Source organism: Pseudomonadota bacterium (genome assembly GCA_039033415.1).
Classification (GTDB): Bacteria; Pseudomonadota; Gammaproteobacteria; order Xanthomonadales; family SZUA-38; genus JANQOZ01.
This window is the reverse complement of record JBCCCR010000042.1, coordinates 1-19,039: the sequence shown is the minus strand read 5'-3', so window position 1 is coordinate 19,039 and position 19,039 is coordinate 1. Positions and strand designations below refer to the sequence as shown.

20 protein-coding genes and 4 tRNA genes are annotated in these 19,039 nt (G+C 63.1%); 15 read left to right on the top strand and 9 right to left on the bottom strand.

What is annotated here, in order from left to right:
• Positions 1-113 precede the first annotated feature (113 nt).
• The 5 genes from AAF358_24780 to AAF358_24760 all read right to left on the bottom strand — a co-directional run bounded on the left by AAF358_24780 (position 114) and on the right by AAF358_24760 (position 3,295).
• Positions 114-677, bottom strand: coding sequence for an NUDIX hydrolase (locus tag AAF358_24780; GenBank protein MEM7708790.1), 564 nt, complete (start codon positions 675-677; stop codon positions 114-116).
• A 9-nt stretch (positions 678-686) separates the two neighbouring features.
• Positions 687-1,622 (bottom strand): FAD-binding protein, encoded by a 936-nt coding sequence (locus AAF358_24775; GenBank protein MEM7708789.1) that lies wholly within the window; start codon positions 1,620-1,622, stop codon positions 687-689.
• The gene (locus AAF358_24770) at positions 1,622-2,368 is read right to left on the bottom strand and encodes an electron transfer flavoprotein subunit beta/FixA family protein (GenBank protein MEM7708788.1); all 747 of its coding nucleotides are present in this window, start codon (positions 2,366-2,368) and stop codon (positions 1,622-1,624) included. Before AAF358_24770 ends, AAF358_24775 begins: the two co-directional genes overlap by 1 nt.
• Positions 2,369-2,451: 83 nt before the next feature.
• Positions 2,452-2,808: a PilZ domain-containing protein gene (locus AAF358_24765; protein ID MEM7708787.1), complete on the bottom strand. Its 357-nt coding sequence runs from the start codon at positions 2,806-2,808 to the stop codon at positions 2,452-2,454.
• Entirely contained in the window at positions 2,801-3,295 is a 495-nt protein-coding gene (locus AAF358_24760) for an asparaginase domain-containing protein (GenBank protein MEM7708786.1), read from the bottom strand. The genes AAF358_24765 and AAF358_24760 overlap by 8 nt, the downstream gene beginning before the upstream one ends.
• Positions 3,296-3,405: 110 nt before the next feature.
• On the opposite strand from AAF358_24760, the gene AAF358_24755 reads away from it, so the two are divergent.
• Complete coding sequence (locus AAF358_24755; protein ID MEM7708785.1) at positions 3,406-6,342, top strand: hypothetical protein; 2,937 nt, start codon at positions 3,406-3,408, stop codon at positions 6,340-6,342.
• Here AAF358_24755 and AAF358_24750 read toward each other — a convergent pair.
• Both AAF358_24750 and wrbA read right to left on the bottom strand, forming a co-directional pair.
• Positions 6,289-6,627, bottom strand: a complete 339-nt coding sequence (locus AAF358_24750; protein ID MEM7708784.1) for a DUF2069 domain-containing protein — start codon at positions 6,625-6,627, stop codon at positions 6,289-6,291. The genes AAF358_24755 and AAF358_24750 overlap by 54 nt on opposite strands.
• Positions 6,627-7,199: an NAD(P)H:quinone oxidoreductase gene (wrbA, locus tag AAF358_24745; protein MEM7708783.1), complete on the bottom strand. Its 573-nt coding sequence runs from the start codon at positions 7,197-7,199 to the stop codon at positions 6,627-6,629. The genes AAF358_24750 and wrbA overlap by 1 nt, the downstream gene beginning before the upstream one ends.
• Positions 7,200-7,311: 112 nt before the next feature.
• On the opposite strand from wrbA, the gene AAF358_24740 reads away from it, so the two are divergent.
• Genes AAF358_24740 through AAF358_24730 form a run of 3 tightly spaced genes read left to right on the top strand, consistent with a single transcriptional unit; the run spans position 7,312 to position 9,385 of the window.
• Positions 7,312-8,607, top strand: coding sequence for a YihY family inner membrane protein (locus AAF358_24740; protein MEM7708782.1), 1,296 nt, complete (start codon positions 7,312-7,314; stop codon positions 8,605-8,607).
• Entirely contained in the window at positions 8,604-9,101 is a 498-nt protein-coding gene (locus AAF358_24735) for a TlpA disulfide reductase family protein (protein ID MEM7708781.1), read from the top strand. Before AAF358_24740 ends, AAF358_24735 begins: the two co-directional genes overlap by 4 nt.
• Positions 9,098-9,385 carry an acylphosphatase gene (locus AAF358_24730; protein MEM7708780.1) on the top strand — a complete coding sequence of 96 codons (288 nt, stop codon included), beginning with the start codon at positions 9,098-9,100 and terminating at the stop codon, positions 9,383-9,385. Before AAF358_24735 ends, AAF358_24730 begins: the two co-directional genes overlap by 4 nt.
• Before the next feature lie 37 nt (positions 9,386-9,422).
• On the opposite strand, the gene prfA is transcribed toward AAF358_24730, so the two are convergent.
• Both prfA and hemA read right to left on the bottom strand, forming a co-directional pair.
• Complete coding sequence (gene prfA / locus AAF358_24725; protein ID MEM7708779.1) at positions 9,423-10,508, bottom strand: peptide chain release factor 1; 1,086 nt, start codon at positions 10,506-10,508, stop codon at positions 9,423-9,425.
• Positions 10,505-11,767, bottom strand: a complete 1,263-nt coding sequence (gene hemA / locus AAF358_24720; GenBank protein MEM7708778.1) for a glutamyl-tRNA reductase — start codon at positions 11,765-11,767, stop codon at positions 10,505-10,507. Before hemA ends, prfA begins: the two co-directional genes overlap by 4 nt.
• 224 nt (positions 11,768-11,991) lie before the next feature.
• Between hemA and AAF358_24715 the strand changes: the two genes are divergently transcribed.
• From AAF358_24715 to AAF358_24665, 11 genes are all read left to right on the top strand, one after another.
• Positions 11,992-13,725 carry a tetratricopeptide repeat protein gene (locus AAF358_24715; GenBank protein MEM7708777.1) on the top strand — a complete coding sequence of 578 codons (1,734 nt, stop codon included), beginning with the start codon at positions 11,992-11,994 and terminating at the stop codon, positions 13,723-13,725.
• Complete coding sequence (lolB, locus tag AAF358_24710; GenBank protein ID MEM7708776.1) at positions 13,722-14,315, top strand: lipoprotein insertase outer membrane protein LolB; 594 nt, start codon at positions 13,722-13,724, stop codon at positions 14,313-14,315. Before AAF358_24715 ends, lolB begins: the two co-directional genes overlap by 4 nt.
• A gap of 185 nt (positions 14,316-14,500) precedes the next feature.
• A tRNA-Gln gene (locus tag AAF358_24705) sits at positions 14,501-14,576 on the top strand.
• 95 nt (positions 14,577-14,671) lie between these two features.
• A complete protein-coding gene (locus tag AAF358_24700; protein ID MEM7708775.1) occupies positions 14,672-15,637 on the top strand; it encodes a ribose-phosphate diphosphokinase in 966 nt (321 codons plus the stop codon).
• A gap of 62 nt (positions 15,638-15,699) precedes the next feature.
• Positions 15,700-16,365 carry a 50S ribosomal protein L25/general stress protein Ctc gene (locus AAF358_24695; GenBank protein MEM7708774.1) on the top strand — a complete coding sequence of 222 codons (666 nt, stop codon included), beginning with the start codon at positions 15,700-15,702 and terminating at the stop codon, positions 16,363-16,365.
• An 8-nt stretch (positions 16,366-16,373) separates the two neighbouring features.
• Positions 16,374-16,973: an aminoacyl-tRNA hydrolase gene (gene pth, locus AAF358_24690; GenBank protein ID MEM7708773.1), complete on the top strand. Its 600-nt coding sequence runs from the start codon at positions 16,374-16,376 to the stop codon at positions 16,971-16,973.
• Positions 16,963-18,054 (top strand): redox-regulated ATPase YchF, encoded by a 1,092-nt coding sequence (gene ychF, locus AAF358_24685; protein ID MEM7708772.1) that lies wholly within the window; start codon positions 16,963-16,965, stop codon positions 18,052-18,054. The genes pth and ychF overlap by 11 nt, the downstream gene beginning before the upstream one ends.
• A 77-nt stretch (positions 18,055-18,131) precedes the next feature.
• A tRNA-Tyr gene (locus tag AAF358_24680) sits at positions 18,132-18,217 on the top strand.
• 372 nt (positions 18,218-18,589) lie between these two features.
• Positions 18,590-18,663: transfer RNA gene (locus AAF358_24675), tRNA-Gly, on the top strand.
• Positions 18,664-18,710: 47 nt separating this feature from the next.
• Positions 18,711-18,786: transfer RNA gene (locus AAF358_24670), tRNA-Thr, on the top strand.
• Positions 18,787-18,855: 69 nt separating this feature from the next.
• Positions 18,856-19,039, top strand: a 184-nt coding sequence (locus tag AAF358_24665; GenBank protein MEM7708771.1) for a GTP-binding protein, incomplete at its 3' end; no start/stop codon positions are given.

Sequence of the window (19,039 nt, the reverse complement as noted above, 5' to 3'; positions counted from 1 at the left end):
CTTTCCCTGGCCTGCGCGGTCTTGGGCCCCTCTCAGGCTTGATATTAACGCAAAGTCTGGCTTTAAGCCGCTGAATTGACCTTATTTTTCATCGGATGAGTGGTTGGGTGACTTTAGCCCGCCAGCTTGAGCAGAGCCGCTACGGACATGGCGTCGGTGATAACGCCCTGTCTCGCGAGGTCCTGGGCCGCCGAAAGCGGCAGGCGGCAAACCTGCAGACGCTCCGTGGGGTCGGGGTCAGGGGTGCCGGGCGTCAGGTCGGTCGCCACATAGATTTCCGCCCGCTCGCTGGTAAAACAGTTTGAGGTGTGGAGGGTCATGAGATGGCGCCAGCTGGCCGCGGTGAGGCCGGTCTCCTCCCGGAGCTCCCGCGCAGCCTCCTCGACCGGATCCAACGCGGGGTCACCACCGCCTTCGGGGATTTCCCAGCTGTAGTCGCCGAGCGTGTAGCGGTACTGCCCGACCAGCCAGGTATAGCCTTCGGCATCAACCGGGACCACGCCCAGGGCGAGGCCGGCCGGTTCAACAACCCCGTAGATGCCAGGTTCAGCCCCCTCCTGAACCACCTGATCTTCCCGCACGGTGATCCAGGGGTTGCGGTAAATGTGCCGGCTGGCGAGCTGCTGCCACGGGCTGGGCTGCGGCGGTGGCAGCCAGCGCTTTGGGTCGTCCGCCACCGAGTCTGGTTACCCGAGCTTTTGGGTGAGCTCCGGAACGATGTTGAACAGGTCGCCCACCAGGCCAATGTCGGCCACCTCAAAGATCGGCGCCTCAGCATCTTTGTTGATCGCAACAATCGTCCCGGCGTCTTTGATGCCGGTTAGGTGCTGAATAGCACCAGAGATGCCGATCGCCACATACAGATCCGGGGCGATGATCTTGCCGGTCTGGCCCACCTGCATGTCGTTGGGCACATAGCCGGCATCCACGGCAGCACGTGACGCGCCAACGCCTGCCCCCATCGCGTCCGCCAGCTGGTAGATGATGTCGAAGCTCTCTTCGCTTCCCAGGGCGCGCCCGCCTGAAACCACGCGAGGCGCAGACTGAAGATCGGGGCGTTCGCCGCCCGACGCTTCGAGCTTGACGTAGCGCGTGTGAGAGGGCGCTTCCGCGCTGCCCGCGGCTTCGACCGAAGCGCTGCCGCCCGTCCCGGCGGCGGCAAAAGAAGCGGTTCGCACCGTGCCGGCCATGACCTGGTCGGCGGGGACGGTCACATTCACGATGGCGTTGCCGGCGTAGATCGGACGCTGGAATTCGTGAGAACCGAGCACCGACATGACGTCGCTGACCTGGGCCACGCCAAGCAGCGCCGCCACGCGCGGCAGCAGGTCTTTACCGAATGTGGTGGACGGCGCCAGGATGTGGCTGTAGCCCTCGGCCATGGCAACCAGCTTCGGCGCCAGCGCTGCGGCCAGGCGAAAGCCGTCATCGCTGGTGGTGACCGTCAGCACTTTGGCCACACCGTCCAGGGCCGCCGCTTCCGCGGCCACCGCGTCGACGCTGTCGGCGAACACCGCCACGTCGATTTCACCGCCGATCGCGGCGGCGCAGGTCAACGTTTTGGCCGTGCTGGCGTTCAGCGTTTGGCCATCATGTTCCGCAATAATCAGTATCTTCGACATTACACCAACCCTTTGTCTTTCAGGGCTGACATCAGCCCGTCCACGTCTTCCACCATGATGCCGCGCTCGCGCTGCGCCGGCGGCGCGAAGGTGCTGGTGTTCACAAAATTCCCGCTGGCAACGCCCAGGTCGGCGAGCGGCATCTCGTCCAGCGGCTTCTTCTTGGCTTTCATGATGTCGGGAAGCTTCACGAAGCGGGGTTCGTTGAGCCGCAGATCGACGGTGATCAGGGCAGGCAGATCCACTTCGATGGTCTCCAGGCCCGCGTCGACCTCCCGGGTTACGGTAGCGACCCCATCCGCGACCACCACCTCAGAGGCGAACGTGGCCTGCGGTCGATCCCATAGGGCGGCCAGCATCTGACCGGTCTGGGAACAATCATCATCGATCGCCTGCTTGCCCAGCATGACCAGTCCCGGCTGCTCCTTCTCGACCAGCGCCTGCAGGACGCGCGCTGCGGTGAGCGGCTGAACCTCTTCGTCGGCCTTAACTAAAATCGCGCGGTCGGCGCCCATGGCCAGACCCGTTCGCAGCTGCTGCTGCGCGGCCCCGGGGCCAATGGACACGACAATCACCTCCTCAGCGACGCCTGCCTCTCGGAGGCGCAGGGCTTCCTCGAGTGCAATTTCATCAAAGGGGTTGATGCTCATCTTGACGCCGTCGGTGACGACGCCGGTGCCGTCCGGCTTGACCTGGACGCGCACGTTGTAGTCGATGACCCGCTTCAGGCCAACCAGAATTTTCATGATGGGGTAATGCTTCGAATTTGTTAGCGAGCCGGCAATCTTAACTGGCTAGCGAAGCCTGCGCCACCGGTCACCGCCGACAATCAGCGCCAGTTGCGGGACTCGGCCAGCAGCTGTTCAGACTGCAGCGCATAGCCGGGCAAAAACTCGAAGCCGAGCTCGTCATTCTGCGCGTGTATGACGGTGCCGCGCGCGGCCAGGATCCGGTCCCGGTCCAGCACAAAATACAGTCGATAGGTCTCGTCGGTTTGCTCTGGCCAGCCGTCGGGCCGGCGCACCATGACGCCGCCGGCTGAAACGTTGCTCAGCTCGGTCAGGAAAGCCCGATCGCCCAACGTAATGAAAACGCCCGCGTACATCTTGAGGCGAGGTGAGTTGCGTAGGTCTCCCTCGGGCGCTGCGGCCGACGCGTCGCCGGGCTGCTGCTGGCTGTCACTCATCGGGGAGCGCCTCGAAGCGGTTGGCACCGCGGTTTTTTCGCACGTGGTCCGGATCCCAGATTCTGCCGTTCATCGCGATAAAGATACCGTGGTCCAGAGTCTGGCACGCCGCTACGGCACAGCCGACGTTAAAGACGGCGTCGCTGCCCAGGAATCGCGCTGGATTGAGAGCGCCGGTCAGCACCACGGTATTGCGGTCTCCCAGATCGGCCAGAGCGAGGGCGGTCTGAACCATCGTGTCCGTGCCGTGTGTGATCACAAAGCGATGGTTGGCGTGCTGCTTGACCGTCTCGACAATCTGCTGTCGGTCGCTGTCGGTAAGCTCGAGTGAGTCTTTTCGCATCAGCGCGACCAGGTCCATTTCAATCGCCACATTAAAGGCCTGCAGGATCTCCACGATCTGCGGGTCGCCGATCTGATAATCACTCTTGGCGTCGAAATAGATCTTGTCGATGGTTCCGCCGGTGGTGATAAAAGTGATCTTCATTCGCGCATCATAACTGCTGGCTCCAGCTTACTGCGAGTTGTGCCCGTCTTCGATCCATCGGGTCCAGAACCGCGTTTCTACCCGGTCGCGCTCACGTTAGAATGCCGCCGATGAGGATCGACTCCATACTCGACCGGGCAAGCCAGCGTCCTAAATCAGCAGCGCGGCATGTCGGCTGGTGGCAAGCGCTCTGCCTTGGCGCGCTCTTACTGCTGTCGGCCGGCCTGAGTTCGGCTGCGGTCAATCTCCGGGAAACGCCGCTGCTGGCAGCTCAGATCGCCTATCGGCTGGATCGGGAGCTGGGGACGCGGCGCGCGGCGCGCCAACACCTCCTGGCCTGGCGGCTTACGACGGCCCTGGTCGAACGGGAATTTGCCGCCGGCGAAGTGATACTTGAGCAGGCTCAGCGCTGGGAAACCAACCTGCAGCAGCTCGATGCTTCGCCACTGACTGATCTTCCGGCGTGGTTTGCGCCGATTGAGGCCGGCACGCTGGAGCCGCTGCTGCTGAATCGGCTGGCGCAACGCGATTCGGCCGCCTGGCATCCGCTGCAGCAGTCGGCGGCCGCTGCCGCGCTGACCCGGCTCGCCACCTCGGACCTGTCGCCGGAGTGGGTGGCTCATCAATATCCGCAGCTTCTGGGCTGGGCCCGCGATCACGCGCCGGGGATCTGGCAAGCCTTGCTGGCCGTCTTGGCCGAGAACCCCGATTGGCTACCGCTGGTTGCGCCAGTGTTTGCCGACCGGCTGGCTCTGCCGCTGGACGCACCGCTGGCGCAATGGCTGGACCTCGAAGATCTGGCGGCCGGCGAACTGGCGTCGCTGGAAGCGCCGGTGGAGGACGCCTCGCTGACGCTGCTGCGTCGTCAGGCGGCGCTGCTGAACTCGGAGCAGCTGCTGGTCGAGCGCGTTTCCGCCCCGGATCTGCTGCTGGCGCCCTACCAGCTCTATCGTCGCTCGGCCCAGCCAGCGCTGATGGACTTTGCGCTGCTGTCGCTGGCGAGGGCCCTGGCCAAGGTCGAGCAGGGGAGCTTCGCCGAACTTGTCCAGGTGATGGCAGGCATTGTCGAAATCGGGTTGGTTGAGCCTTCGACGATTGCCGATCAGCTGCTGACCGAGACGCTCGAGGTGCTGCGAGAAGTGGATCCGCTGGTGCTGGCGCAGATGGGCCGGGTTGACCCCGCGCTCGGCGACAGCTACCTGCGGCTTCGTCAGCTGCTGGGTGATGCGCTGCAGCGAGATCCGCCCGAGCGCCGTGCGGCACTGATTCAGCTGGCGTCGCTTCGGGCCGCCGCGCAGCGACATACCGCAGACCTCGATGGCTATCTGGCGCAGCCGGTGCGAGGCGCACTCAACGAAGAGCTGTCGATCTGTCTCGATCTCGGACAGCAAAGCGGCCAGTACCCGATCGAGCCGATCACTCGGGAACAATTTGCGGGCTGCCTCGACAGCCTGGGCCGCTGGGGCATAGAGCTGGCGCAGCGGCCTGAGCTGGCCGGCGATTCGTCCGGGCCCTTCGAGCCAGGCACCGTGACGCGCGAGCTGGCGCTCAGTCAGTGGCAGCGGATCAACTACTGGGTCGGTTACCTGAACAATCGCTTCGACGCGCAGTGCGGGCCTTTTGACGAAACGTTGGTCAACCCGCTGGAGTGGTCGTTAGCGGTGGCGGCCTACGCGTGGTTTGCCGAAAGCTGGCCCGCCTATTTTCAGGCCTTGAGGCCGCTGGAGGAGATCGATCGACTGATCACTCGCGGGGCCGCCGTCCTCGAAACGCTCCGGCGCCTGGATCAGTGCCGGCGATTCGGTGAGACCCCGGGACGCTCCGCGCTGCGGCTGTCGATGGAGAGCTACGCCGCGGCCATGGACGAGGTAGTGGCTCAGATCGGCAACGCAACCGCTGATTTCCGCGCCCGGCAGCTGGAACCGGAAGCGGACGTTCGGCTCGACGGAGACGCCGGCCAGACCACCAACTACCGACCCCAGGATCTTCGGGTCTCGCCTTGCGAGGAGCAGCTCCAATGCGGCATGAGCCGCGACCTGTTGCCGTCGCGGGCGCTGCTGGGGCTGCTGCCCCAGACCTATCTCGTCGCCGATCAGATCCGGCTCGGGCGTCTGTCAGCCTGCTACGGCAACGTACGCTGGATCGATCGACGAGGTGAACCCACGCGTGTCGGCAACGCCGCGATGGCGCGCTACTTTGGCCGTCTCAGCTTCGACCTGCACGTCTCCTTCAGCGGCAGCGAGCTGCCGATACGCAGCATGCGGCTGACGAGTCAGGACGAATACGAATATCTGTTTGGCGCCAACAGCGCCCAGGTGCTGGACAACCCGTGTCCGATCGAACTGGTGGGGACTCAGGTGGTCTCCGAGCTGCCGTCCCGCGGTCTGCGCCTGGTGCCGTCGCGGCTGACGTTTCTCACCGCTGGCCGGGCAGATCCGAGCCAGATCTTCGATCGACATTGGGATGGCGGAGACGAATGGCGGGACCGATTTGTCACCGGCGAGGGCGTGGAGGTGCTCGCTGCCCAGGACGCGCAGTGGTTGCTCGAGGGTGCCGATGGCCGCCTGGCTGATCTTTATGAAAAGTGGAATGAGGCGGTCTATCAGGCGCTCCTGAACGCGGAGGCTGACAGCGAGCTCAGTGAAGCGACCGCGGCCCTGGAGCGGGAACGCCAGCTGCTGGTGACGTTGGCGCGACTGCTTGCGCCGGTGCAGAGCGTGGCTGAATCCGCGACCCGAGCGGCGCTGTTTGGTCCGGTCGGATTGTTCGATCGAGACCGGGCCCGGGGCTTGGCTCGCCAGCAGGTCCCGGTCAATCAGATTGCCCCGCTGGCGCTGGGCTACCTCGAAGACGCCCGTTTTCTGTTCGGCTCGACGCGATCCCGTGCCCCCAGCCTCAAGCAGCCGGTCATGCTGTCGGACAGCCCCGACGCGCCCAGCATGCGGACGGCCGGCCTGCAGATCAGCCAGGCTGAGCCGCTGATCACCAACGCGCTAGCGCGGCTCGCGAGCCTGCGGTACACCCTGGGGGCGACGGGCCAGAATTAGCGCGCCATACAGCGCCAGACACAGTCCAGTCACAGCAAAGGCAGCCGTGCGCGGCGGTTCTGCCGAGACCGACTCCGTAATGCCGTGCACCAGGTAAGGCAGCGAGACCAGGCTGGCGATGAGCCGCGCGCGGTGCCCGCCCGAAACCACCCAGGGCAGGCAGACCAGCAGTGGAATAAGCAGAAAAAGAGCTGCTCCGATCCGACCGTAGGTCAGCCAGGTCAGCCACCAGCCCTCAACGCCGATCAGCGACACAAACAGCGCAATAAAGACCCCTTTTACCATTATGCGGTCCTCAGCTTGAGCGCTGTCTCGGCGAGGCGCCGGCCGAGCGCCCGGCACAGACTTTTCTCGTCGGCGGTCAGCGGTTGATCGGAGTCGGGGCCGGCCACGTGGCTGGCACCATAGGGTGTACCGCCCGATTGGGTTTTAAGCAGCTCGGGTTCGCTATAGGGAATGCCCAGCAGCAGCATCCCGTGATGCATCAGCGGCAGCATCATGGACAGCAGCGTTGACTCCTGGCCCCCGTGAAGTGACCCCGTCGAGGTGAACACAGCGGCCGGCTTACCGACGTGGCTGCCCGACACCCACTGCGAGCCGGTGGTGTCGAGAAAGGCTTTGACCGGCGCCGCCATGTTGCCAAAGCGCGTCGGACTGCCGAGCGCCAGCGCCTGACATTCCTGGAGGTCTTCCAGGGTGGCGGCGGGCGGCCCGGAGGATTCGACTGATCCGTCGAGCGCCGGAATAGCGCGCACTCGGGCCGTCGCGTCGGTCTGCTCAACCCCGCGAGCCAGCTGGCGAGCCATCGTCGCGGTATTGCCGTGCCGGCTGTAGTAGAGCACCAGAACCTCGGTCATCGCTGGGCTCCGAGCCCGTGCTCGGCCGGCGCGTGGTGGTAAATGGTCGGGTTGAGTGCCATAGTCGCGTCTTGATCAAAAGCCGCCGGATACTACCACCGACGCTGATGGCATGAATGTGAAGGTCCCTCGTAAACTGCTGGATCGGGAGCGCAACTGGGCCCTGCTGCGCTATGTGCTGCGCCAGTTTCAGCGGGACAACTGCTTCACCTTCGCCGGCATGCTCACCTTCAACACGCTGCTGGCGCTGGTCCCACTGATCACGGTCATCACAATGGTGCTGGCGGCGCTGCCGGTGGCCGAAGACCTCACGGCGCGCTTCCAGGCGCTGATCGCGGATTACCTGGTGCCGGAGAAGCAGGACACGATTCAAAACACGCTGTTTGGCCTGGCCAGCCAGGCGACCAAGCTGTCGGCCACCATGGCGGCGTTTTTGCTGCTGACGTCGCTGATGCTCATGGCGACGGTGGAAAAAACCTTCAATCAGATTTGGGGAGTCAATACACCGAGGCCTCTGATAAACCGTTTTCTGATCTTCTGGACGACGCTGACGATCGGTCCCATTCTGGTCCTCGGCTCGCTGGCATTGAGCTCCTACTTTTTCTCGTTGGAGTTTCTCAGCCAGGCGCCTGCGGCCGGCCCACTGCTGGCGCTGGCCCGAGCCAGTGGCCCGTTTATCGCGCTGGCGCTGGCCTTTTTCCTGCTGTTTATGATCGTTCCCAACCGCACGGTTCACTGGCGTAATGCGGCCATCGGCGCGGTGGTCACGGCGCTGTTGTTCGAGACGGTCAAGTGGGGATTTGGGTTTTATATTCGCAGCTTCAACAGCTACGAAAAAATCTACGATGCGATCGCGGCGGTACCCATTTTTATTTTATGGATCTATCTGCTCTGGTCTGTCATTCTGCTGGGCGCCTCCTTTACCGCCTCGCTGGGAAGCTTTCGCTTCCGGGAGCGCGGTGATGCGTATCCTCAGGCGCGTGAGTTTGTGCTGGCCTATCGGCTTCTTGGGCACCTTTCCAGCTCGCAGGCGGCAGGTATCGGCCAGACCACCGAGTCGCTGCTGAAGCTGGAGCCGGGCGCTGATGATCACCAGGTGCAGTCGCTGCTGGAGAATCTGCGGCTGGCGCGCATGATCCGCCGCGATGAGGAGGGAGAGTGGGTGCTGTGTCGGGATCTGGAGCGGACCACACTGGCCGATCTCTACCACAGCGGCGCTTTTGTCTGGCCCTCGGTTGCGGACTCCGAAGGCGGTAAAAATGACGCCTTGAACCGCGCACTGACGGGCGCGCTCCAGGAACTTCAGCCGTCCATGGACCAAACGCTGAAACGATCGCTGAAATCACTTTACCGCCAGCACGGTCCTGATAGCGGCCAGGCAAAACTACGATCGATAGGAGACTCATGATTTTAGCTATCCCCCGCGGTCTGACCGCGATGCTCGGCGCTATGACGCTGGCGCTTTCTGTGCAGGCGGAGACCGACGATAACCTTCTGGATTTTTCGACCACCGACGTCCGCGGTGGTGACGTGCATCTGGCCGCGCTGGCCGACCAGTGGGTGGTCATCAACTTCTGGGCGACGTGGTGCAAGCCGTGTCTGAAAGAAATCCCGGACCTGTCGGACCTCCATGACCGACGCTCGGACGTCACGCTGCTGGGCCTGACCTTTGAGGAAACCACCGTGCAGGACGTGCAGACCTTTCTGGAAAAACACCCCGCCAGCTATCCGGTTGCGCTCGTCGACGTGTTTGACCCGCCCACCCAGTTCGGAACGCCGAAGGTGCTGCCGACGACGCTGCTGATTGCCCCGGACGGCACCCAGCGCAAGCGTTTTGTCGGGCCGGTAACCAGCGAAATGATCGAAACGGAGATTGCGGCGCAGCCCGATTTCGGTGGATGACGTCTCGTCGATTTTGGATTGCCGGCAAGGTCCAGGGTGTGTTCTTTCGCGAATGGACCCGGCAGCAGGCTAACCGGCTCAGGCTCGCCGGGCACGCGCTGAATACGGCGGACGGGCGTGTTGAGGTGCTCGCCTTCGGCAGCGAAGCCGCGCTGGACGAGCTCGCCGAAAAGCTGCAGCAGGGGCCGCCCGCGGCGAGGGTTGAGCGGGTTGTCACGGAGCTGGTGCCCGAGGAAAATCCGCCGTCCGAAGGGTTCATTACCGGCTGGCAGCCCGCCAGCTAAGGCTTCGCCGCCGCTACCGATTAACCGGTCGGCGGTGTCAGTGGCTGAGTTCGGCCAGCAGAGCCGCCTGGTTCTCCTGGATCAGTGGATCGACCACCTGATCCAAATCGCCCTCGATCACCTCCCCGAGCTTATAGAGCGTCAGGTTGATCCGGTGATCGGTCACTCGACTCTGCGGAAAGTTGTAGGTGCGTATGCGCTGGGAACGGTCGCCGCTGCCGACCAGCAGCCGGCGCTTCTCCGACTGCTCGCTCGCCACCGCTTCGCGCTCAGCTTCCACCAGTCGGGCCGCCAGGAGCGACATGGCGCGCGCCTTGTTTTTGTGCTGTGACCGTTCGTCCTGGCACTCGACCACCGTGCCGGTAGGCAGGTGGGTGATCCGGACGGCCGAATCGGTGGTGTTGACGTGCTGACCGCCGGCCCCCGACGACCGGTAGGTGTCGATGCGGAGATCTTCGGTGCGGATTTCCACCGACTCCACCGATTCCACCTCGGGCAGGATAGCCACGGTGCAGGCGGAGGTGTGGATACGCCCCTGGGATTCGGTGTCCGGGACCCGCTGTACGCGGTGCGCACCTGATTCAAACTTTAGCCGGCTGTAGGCACCCTGGCCGATAACCCGCGCGATCACCTCTTTATAACCACCATGTTCCCCTTGGCTGGCGCTGAGCAGTTCAACCTGCCAGCGACGGTTTTCCGCATAGCGGCTGTACATGCGGAACAGGTCGCCGGCAAAGATGGCCGCCTCGTCACCGCCGGTGCCGGCGCGCACCTCAAGAAAGATATTGCTATCGTCGTTAGGGTCGGTCGGCAGCAGGAGCAGCTGGAGGTCCAGCTCAAGCTGCTCGAGCGCGTCACGGCTGGCTTTGAGCTCGTCGCGAGCCATCTCCAGCATCTCCGGATCGGTCTCCGCTTCCAGCATCGCCGCGGCGTCATTGGCGGCACTCTCCGCGCTGTCAAAAGCCGCGAGGGTGCTGGTCACCGGCTCCAGCTTCGCGTACTCCTGCGACAGTTTTTTGAACTGGTCGCCATCGTTGATCACGGCCGGATCGGACATGAGCTGGGTCAGCTCTTCGTGTCGTTCGGCCAGCGTTTGAAGCTTCAGCCGAATAGAGGGATTCATGATTTGGGGTTGCCGCCGTTAAACAGCTCGTTGGCGGCACTCAGCAGATCTTCGCGCCCCTCGGAGGCGGCCTGGCGCAGGGTGCTGGTGGGCTGGTGAAGAATTTTGTTGGTCAGGCTGTTGGCCAGCTGCTGCATCACCTTTTCCGGATCAGCCCCCGCAGCAAGCTTGCGTTGCGCGTCCTCCAGCATGGTTTCTTTCCAGGCCCCAACCTGTTCTCGATAGTCTCGGATCGTGTTGACGGCCGCGAGGGATCGGCGCCAGTTCATGTAGCCTTCCACTTCGGCGCTCACCATGGCCTCGGCGACGGATGCAGCGGCCTGGCGGCTGGACTGGTTCTTCTCGGTAATCTTCTGCAGATCGTCGAGCGTGTATAGATAGATGTCTTCGAGGTCGGCGACGCTGGCTTCGACGTCTCGCGGCACCGCCAGGTCGATCATGAAGATGGGGCGGCGCTTGCGTTTCTTAAGCGCCTCGGTGACCGATTGGTGACTGATCACCGGCTCGGTCGCGCCTGTCGAGGTAATCACGAGATCACACTTGTTCAGGTGTTGCGGCATCTCGCTCAGCGGGATTGCCGAGCCGCGGAATCGGTTAGCGAGATTCGCCGCGTTAGCGACGGTGCGGTTGGCGACGAGGAGGTGCTTGACCTCTCGCTCCATCAGATGCCGGGCGGTCAGCTCCATGGTCTCGCCGGCGCCGACCAACAGCACGGTCAGCGAGGACAGGTCGTCAAAGACCCGCTGCGCCAGCTTCACCCCACTGTAGGCGACCGACACCGGGCTTCGGCCGATCTCGGTCTCAGTCCGAACTTTTTTGGCGACGGAGAACGAGTGTTTGAACAGTCGGTCCAGCGGGGCGTTGAGGGTGCGTGCGTCCAGTGCCATCCGATAGGCGCTTTTCAGCTGCCCCAGTACCTCCGGTTCGCCGAGCACCATGGAGTCGAGGCCGGCTGCTACACGCAGCATATGCCGCACCGCGTTTTCCTCGCGATGGTGGTATAGAAAGGGCGTGAGCTGGTCGTTTTTCAAACGGTGGAATTCGTGCAGCCAGGCTGAGGGCACCGTCTCGCTTCCTTCACCGAGCGAGCAGTACAGTTCGGTGCGGTTGCAGGTACTCAGAATCGCAGCCTCCTGCACGCCGGTTTGCGATTTCAGGCGCTGCAGCGCCTCACCGGTGGCGTCGGGCGTGAAGGCGACCACCTCGCGCAGCGAAACCGGCGCGGTGTGGTGATTGATGCCAACGGTGAGAAGCGACATTTACTGAGTCTGGACTTGTTGAGCGATCCGCAGCGACGATAATAGGGTTTCAGTAGTCCACTGCTCAAGTGCCCGGAAGCTGGCGGTCGGCAGCGAGGGTGTCGGTTTTCGACGACCGAGGAACTATATTGAGGCTTTCGGGCTCCATAAAAAGACTTCGCGCCGCAAGCGCTGATAAGCCCCTTGGTCCCGCGAGGGACAAGACGATCAATCAGGAGAAACTCATGAACTCTGCTCATCGGCAGACCTTCCTCTCTACCCTATGGCTCGGCCCAGCGGTGATCCTGCTCGTGGCGGGCTGCGCCAGCACAGGCAACGACGTGCCCGTCAACGCGATGCCGACCGAGCTGAAGGAAGAGGGAAACCCCTTCGCGCGGACTGATCCCCGGGTGCTTTATTACGTCGGGGCGGCAGAAATCAGCGGTCGACGCGAAGCTCACCAGGCGGCCGCAGACTACTACGCGAAAGCCTCTGCAATCTCCGACGATGTGAAGGTTGTGGAGCGCGCGATCCAGGTGGCGGTCTTCGCCAAAGACGAAGCGCTGACCGAGTCCGGCATCAGGCGCTGGCTGGAACTGACGCCCGAGGCGCTCGAACCCAACCGCCTGGCGGCAATTCTCAGCCTGAAGCAAGGCGACCTCGAAGCTTCCTGGGACCACGTGGTTGCGATGCTGGACCGCGAACCGCGTAACCCGCAGGTTTGGGAGGCGATCGCCAAGATGATTGCCGGTGCTGAGAACCGCGAGGTGGCGGCGGCGCTGTTCCGGCGCTTGAGCCAGGAGCGTACCCCACCTGAGAACGAGCTCGTTTTGCAGCAACTCAGCGACCTGGCGGTGCAGTTTGGCGCGATGGGACTGGCTGAGCGGTACGCGTCGGCGAGTATCCAGATCAATCCAGCAAATCCTGCCAGCTATCTCTGGCGTGGACGGCTGCGGACGTCGCAGAACCGGCTGGAGGAGGCGCTGGGCGATCTCGGCAAAGCCGTTGAGCTCGAGCCAGAAAACGCACAGTCTCGCCAGACCTACGCTGCGCTGCTGGCTGAGACCGACCGCTATGAAGAGGCCATCGCTCAGCTGGAGGCGGTTGAGCCGACTCCGCTGGTGCTTTATTCCCAGGGCGTCTACGCTCATTCCGCCGAATTGCCAGAGCAGGCTGACGAGTTTTATCAGGCGCTGGCCGACTTTGATGCGGAGTCGCCAGACGAGAAGTATTTCTTGCTGGGCCAGTTGGCCGAGACGCTCGAAAAACCCTTCGAACAGGCCGTAGCGTGGTACGACGAGGTGCGTGGCGGTGACCGCCTGAACGACGCGCGGCTGCGCAGTGCGGTGGTGCTGGGCACGCATGGCGAGCTCGCGCGGGCCCGCACCATTCTGCGGCTGCTGCAGAACGGCAATGAGCAGTCTGCGACCCGCGCCTATCTGGCCGAGGCTGGCCTCCTGCGTGAGCTCGACCAACCGGAGCAGGCGCTGGCGGTCTACAGCCGCGCGCTGGGGCTGCTGCCGCAGAACACCGATCTGCTGTTCGCGCGGTCGCTGCTCGCTGAGGACCTCGACCAGCTCGACCTGGCCGAAGCCGACTTGCGGCGAGTTCTTGAAGCGAGGCCTGGCGACGCCAACGCGCTCAACGCACTCGGCTATACGCTGGCCGACCGCACGGACCGCTACGAAGAGGCCTTGGCGCTGATCAGTGAGGCCTATCAGCAGATGCCGAATCAGGCGGCCATCGCCGATTCGATGGGCTGGGTCCACTACAAGCTAGGCAACCTGGACGATGCTCTCAAATACCTGACGCGCGCTCTGGAACTTGAGTTTGACTCGGAGATTGTGGCGCACCTCGGTGAGGTGCTGTGGGCCATGGGTCGCGAGCAGGAGGCCCAGGACATTTGGCAGAAGGGGCTGGACGAGGTGCCGGAAAGCCAGATTATTCTCGATACCCGGGGCCGGCTGTCGGGGCAGTGAGCCGCACCCTTTCGGGGTGGTCAAGCGCACTGCTGCTGTTGCTATGTTCAGCGTGCGCCACGCGCCAGCCCGCGCCGGCGCCCGTTCCTGTCGAGCTGCCGGGTCAGTGGGAGCTGGAGGGCCGTCTGGCGCTGGCCAACGGTCGAGACGGCGGCAGCGGCACGCTGAGCTGGAATCATCAGTCCGACCGGTCGCAGCTGGCGTTTGTCGGCGCGTTTGGCCGCGGCGCCTGGCGCTTGACGGTGACACCGGTCAGCGCGGAGCTGGTCCTCAGCGACGGTCAGGTGTATCGAGCCCCGGAGGTCAGCGGGCTCGTCGCAGACCTGACCGGCTGGCAGATCCCGGTGGAAGCGCTTACCTGGTGGGTCGTCGGCAGTGCACAGCCCGGTTTCCCGGCTACCGAGCAACGACACGAGACGGGCTACCTGACCGCGCTGCGTCAGCACGGCTGGCAGGTGAAGTTTGAAGGCCGCCTGAGCGCCGGGCCCGGCACGCTACCCCGAAAAATCACCGCGGTCCGCGGCAAGGATCGCGTCCGGCTGTTGGTGAAAGGCTGGCGACTTCCGGAAACGGCGGCGGGCGCGCCCTGATCCCAACACCCCAGCGGGTCCACAGCGCCGCTTCACGGCGTTGACACGGTAATCGCAGAAGCTAAAATGTCGCGCCCGCGCTGGCACCACCCCGCGCGCATCGTTAGAATGCGCGGCACGGGTCGGTCCTGCGAAAAGGCCTGAAGCGCCGTAAGGCGTTGTAGGTGCGCGGGGCCTGGAGTTTTTGGGATGTCGCCAAGTTGGTAAGGCACCGGGTTTTGATCCCGGCATGCGCAGGTTCGAGTCCTGCCATCCCAGCCATATAAATACCCGCGCCGCTCGATTTTCGAGCGGCGCGGGTGTTTTGTATACGGGGACACGCATTTGGACGTTGACAGCCGTGGGACGCTGAGGACGTGAGCGATCTCGGCGATTCTGGGGTGCAGATCTTCACGGGTCGCGCCAATCCCGTCCTGGCTCGGGATATCGCCACCCACCTGAACCTGCCGCTGGGCAAGATCAACGTGGGTACGTTCAGCGATGGCGAGGTGGCGATCGAGATCATGGAAAACGTCCGGGGTCACGAAGTTTTTGTGGTCCAGCCGACGTGTAAGCCGACCGCAGACAATTTCATGGAGCTGCTGGTCATCATCGACGCCATGCGGCGCGCGTCGGCGAAGCGGGTAACCGCGGTGATTCCCTATTTCGGGTATGCGCGACAGGATCGGCGGCAGCGCTCGGCGCGGGTGCCGATCACCGCGAAAGTCGCGGCGAAGATGATCGACACGGTCGGAACCGACCGGGCGGTCACGGTGGATCTGCATGCTGATCAGATCCAAGGGTTTTTTGACCTGCCGCTGGACAACGTCTACGCCTCGCCGGTACTGCTGGCGGACGTATGGCGCCAGGTGGCGATGGAAGACCTCATTGTGGTTTCACCCGATGTGGGTGGCGTCGTGAGGGCCAGGGCGCTCGCCAAGCGGCTGGATGATGCGGATCTCGCCATCATCGACAAGCGGCGGCCGCGGGCCAACGAAGCCACCGTGATGAATATCATCGGTGACGTGACCGACAAGGTTTGTGTGATCGTCGACGATATCGTCGACACCGCGGGCACGCTGTGCAGCGCGGGCCGGGCGCTCAAGGAACAGGGCGCTCGACGGGTCGTGGCCTACTGTGTGCATCCGGTGCTCTCAGGGGCTGCGTTGGACAATATTGAAGCTTCTGAGCTGGACGAGCTGGTGGTCACTGACACCATCCCGCTGTCCGATCGCGCAAAGTCGATCAGCCGTATCCGGCAGCTTAGCGTGGCGCAAATGCTGGCAGAAACCATTCGCCGCATCGCCATTGGAGAATCGGTCAGCTCCATGTACTTGGACTGACCATCAGTGCCTGCCACCTGGTCGCGGTTGGTGGGCAAAATTGCAACTGGAGTGAATGAAAAATGAGTCAAACGATTAAAATCCCCGCCGAGCTGCGGGAAGTGCGCGGGAAGGGTGCGAGCCGCCGTCTGCGCCACCAGGGCCTGGTCCCAGGCATTCTATATGGCGGTGACCGTGATCCCGTATCGCTGCAGCTATCGCACCAGATGCTGTCTCACGCGGTGCAGGATGACAGCTTCTATACCTCGATCCTGGAAATCACGGTGGGTGACGGACGCACGCAGAAGGTAATCGTGCGGGACCTGCAACGCCATCCGGCGCGGGCCGACGTGATGCACATCGATTTTCTGCGCATCTCAGAAACCGAAAAGCTGAACATTCTACTGCCGCTGCACTTCCTCAACGAGGAGTCTTCGCCGGCCGGTAAGAAGTCGGGCGTGGTGATTTCTCACCAGCTGACGGAAGTTGAGGTCAGCTGTCTGCCCAAGGATCTGCCGGAGAGCCTGGATCTTGACCTGGCAGAGCTGGACGTTGGCGACAGCCTAAATCTTTCGGATATCACCCCGCCGGAAGGGGTCGAGATTGTGGCGCTGTCCCACGGCGAAGACGCTGTGGTGGTCAACGCGGCCCACGTCGCTGTCGAGTCGGCCGCGGCTGACGACGAAGGCGAGGCCGGCGATGCCGAGGCGCCTTCCGATGATGGCGGCGAGGCTCCCGCAGAAGACTGAGCGCGCCCATGACCACCCAGCTTGACGCGCTGGTGGGCCTGGGCAACCCCGGCGATCGCTACACCCGGACCCGGCATAACGCCGGGTTCTGGTTTTTAGATGAAATCGCCAGGCAACAAGCCGAAACGTTCCGCTATGAGCGCAGGCTGCACGGAGACGCGGCCGAAATTCGCTTAGCTGACCGCAAGGTTCGTCTGCTCAAGCCTGATACCTTCGTTAATGAAAGCGGGCGCGCCGCGCAGGCGCTGCTCAGCTATTACAAGCTTGAACCCAGCGCGTGTCTGGTGGTCTACGACGAGCTGGACCTCGAACCCGGGGTCGTGCGGTTTAAGCGCGGGGGTGGTCATGGCGGCCACAACGGCCTGCGGAGCATCATTTCAAGCCTGGGCAGCAACGGCTTTCCGCGCCTGCGCATCGGGATCGGCCACCCAGGCCGCAAGAGCGCCGTCACCGGCTACGTGCTGTCGCGGCCGCCGGCACAGGACCAGACGCTGATCGACGGCGCCATCGACAAGGCCGGCAGCCTGTTGCCGGACTACGTGTCAGGCCAATGGGATGCCGCCACCAAGGCGCTGCATACGGCCGAAGGAGACGATCGTGGGATTTAAATGCGGGATTGTGGGTCTCCCAAACGTGGGGAAATCCACCCTTTTTAACGCGCTGACCAACGCCGGCATTGCGGCGGCGAACTATCCGTTCTGCACTATCGACCCCAACGTGGGTATGGTCCCGGTGCCCGATCCTAGGCTGGCGCAGCTGGCGGAGATTGTCACCCCGGAAAAAGTTATCCCGGCGAGCATGCAGTTTGTGGACATCGCGGGCCTGGTCGCCGGTGCAGCCACCGGCGAGGGGCTGGGCAACCAGTTTCTGGCCCACATCCGTGAAACGGACGCGATTGCCCACGTCGTGCGTTGCTTCAACGATGACGACATTACCCACGTCGCGGGCCGGCTGAGCCCGGCGGACGACGTGGAGACGATTCATACCGAGCTGGCGCTGGCCGATCTGGAAACCTGCGAAAAGGCCATCGCTCGGGTCCAGCGCGCCGCTGGCAGCGGCGACAAAGAGGCCAAAGCGGACCTTATGGCGCTCCAGGTTGCGCACGCGGGCCTGAGTGAAGGGCAGGGTATTCGCCAGGTTGAGATCGATGAAAACGACCTGCGGCGTTTACAGGGCGTCCATCTGCTTACCGCAAAACCGCTGATGTACGTGGCCAACGTCGACGAGTCTGAGCTCACCGGCGGACCGCACCTGGATCAGCTCAAAGTGCTGGCCGAGGCCGAAGGTGCGCCCCTGGTGGTGGTCTGTGCGGCGATTGAGTCAGAGATCGCACAGCTCGAAGCCGCGGAGCGGCGCGAGTTCCTGGACGACCTCGGGCTGGAGCAGTCGGGGCTTGAGCGCATGATCAACGCGGGCTACAGCCTGCTTGGACTGCAGACGTTCTTTACGGCTGGCCCCAAAGAGGTTCGGGCCTGGACTGTGCGTCGCGGGGCCATGGCGCCCGAGGCGGCGGGCCGAATCCACACCGATTTTGAGCGTGGTTTCATCAAGGCAGAGGTCGTGAGCTTTGAGGACTACGTGACCCATCAGGGTGAAGCGGGCGCAAAGGACGCTGGGCGGCTGCGCATCGAGGGCAAAGACTATGTGGTTCACGAGGCTGACGTGATTCACTTCCGATTTAACGTATAACCGCCTCGCTGCACAAAGATGCGCCGGGTCCCTTGACAGGAAAAACCCGTCTCATCACAATAGCGGGCTGTTTTGCCGGAGGGATACCCAAGCGGCCAACGGGGGCAGACTGTAAATCTGCTGGTTTATACCTTCGCAGGTTCGAATCCTGCTCCCTCCACCATTTGAATGGTGTTAGAAAACAGAGGCTTAGGCCAGCTGGCTCCGTCAGAGAGGGCAAAAGCAGCATTCGAACCGTAGGTTCGACAAAACGGCGAAGACCGTTTTGGTCCGCGTAAGCGGACCCGAAGGGCAAGCGCCAACGGCGCGCAGCAATCCTGCCCTTCGGATATTGGAAGGGCCTTAAAGGAGCCCGGGAATGCCTGGACTGGCCTAAGGCAGCCCGAACAAAACACAGAGGTCTGTCCGGCAAACAGACCCAAAGGCGACGCAGAAAAAAACGGTTCGACAAAAGAGCCAAAAAAAGGAAAACCGAAAACAGAACAAAGCGGAAGGCGAGCGCAGTCCGCTTTGCTCTGTTTTCTGCTGTCTGAAGGCGGGTGTAGTTCAACGGTAGAACCTCAGCCTTCCAAGCTGATGATGTGGGTTCGATTCCCATCACCCGCTCCAGCAGACAGCAAGCGCAGCCGGAAGCGGCTGAAACGGAAATTGTTACCGCCCACATAGCTCAGGCGGTAGAGCACTCCCTTGGTAAGGGAGAGGTCACAGGTTCAATTCCTGTTGTGGGCACCATATTAGATCCCCGGCGCGCCGGGGCGACTTGAAGACTGAACACTCACGAGTTTGGGGAGTTTTGGAGCGATGGCGAAGGAAAAATTTGAGCGTACAAAGCCACACGTTAACGTCGGGACGATTGGTCACGTGGACCACGGCAAGACGACGCTGACGGCGGCGCTGACGAAGGTGTGTGCTGAGGCACGCGGCGGCGAGGTGAAGGCTTACGATCAGATTGACAACGCGCCGGAAGAGCGAGCGCGGGGTATCA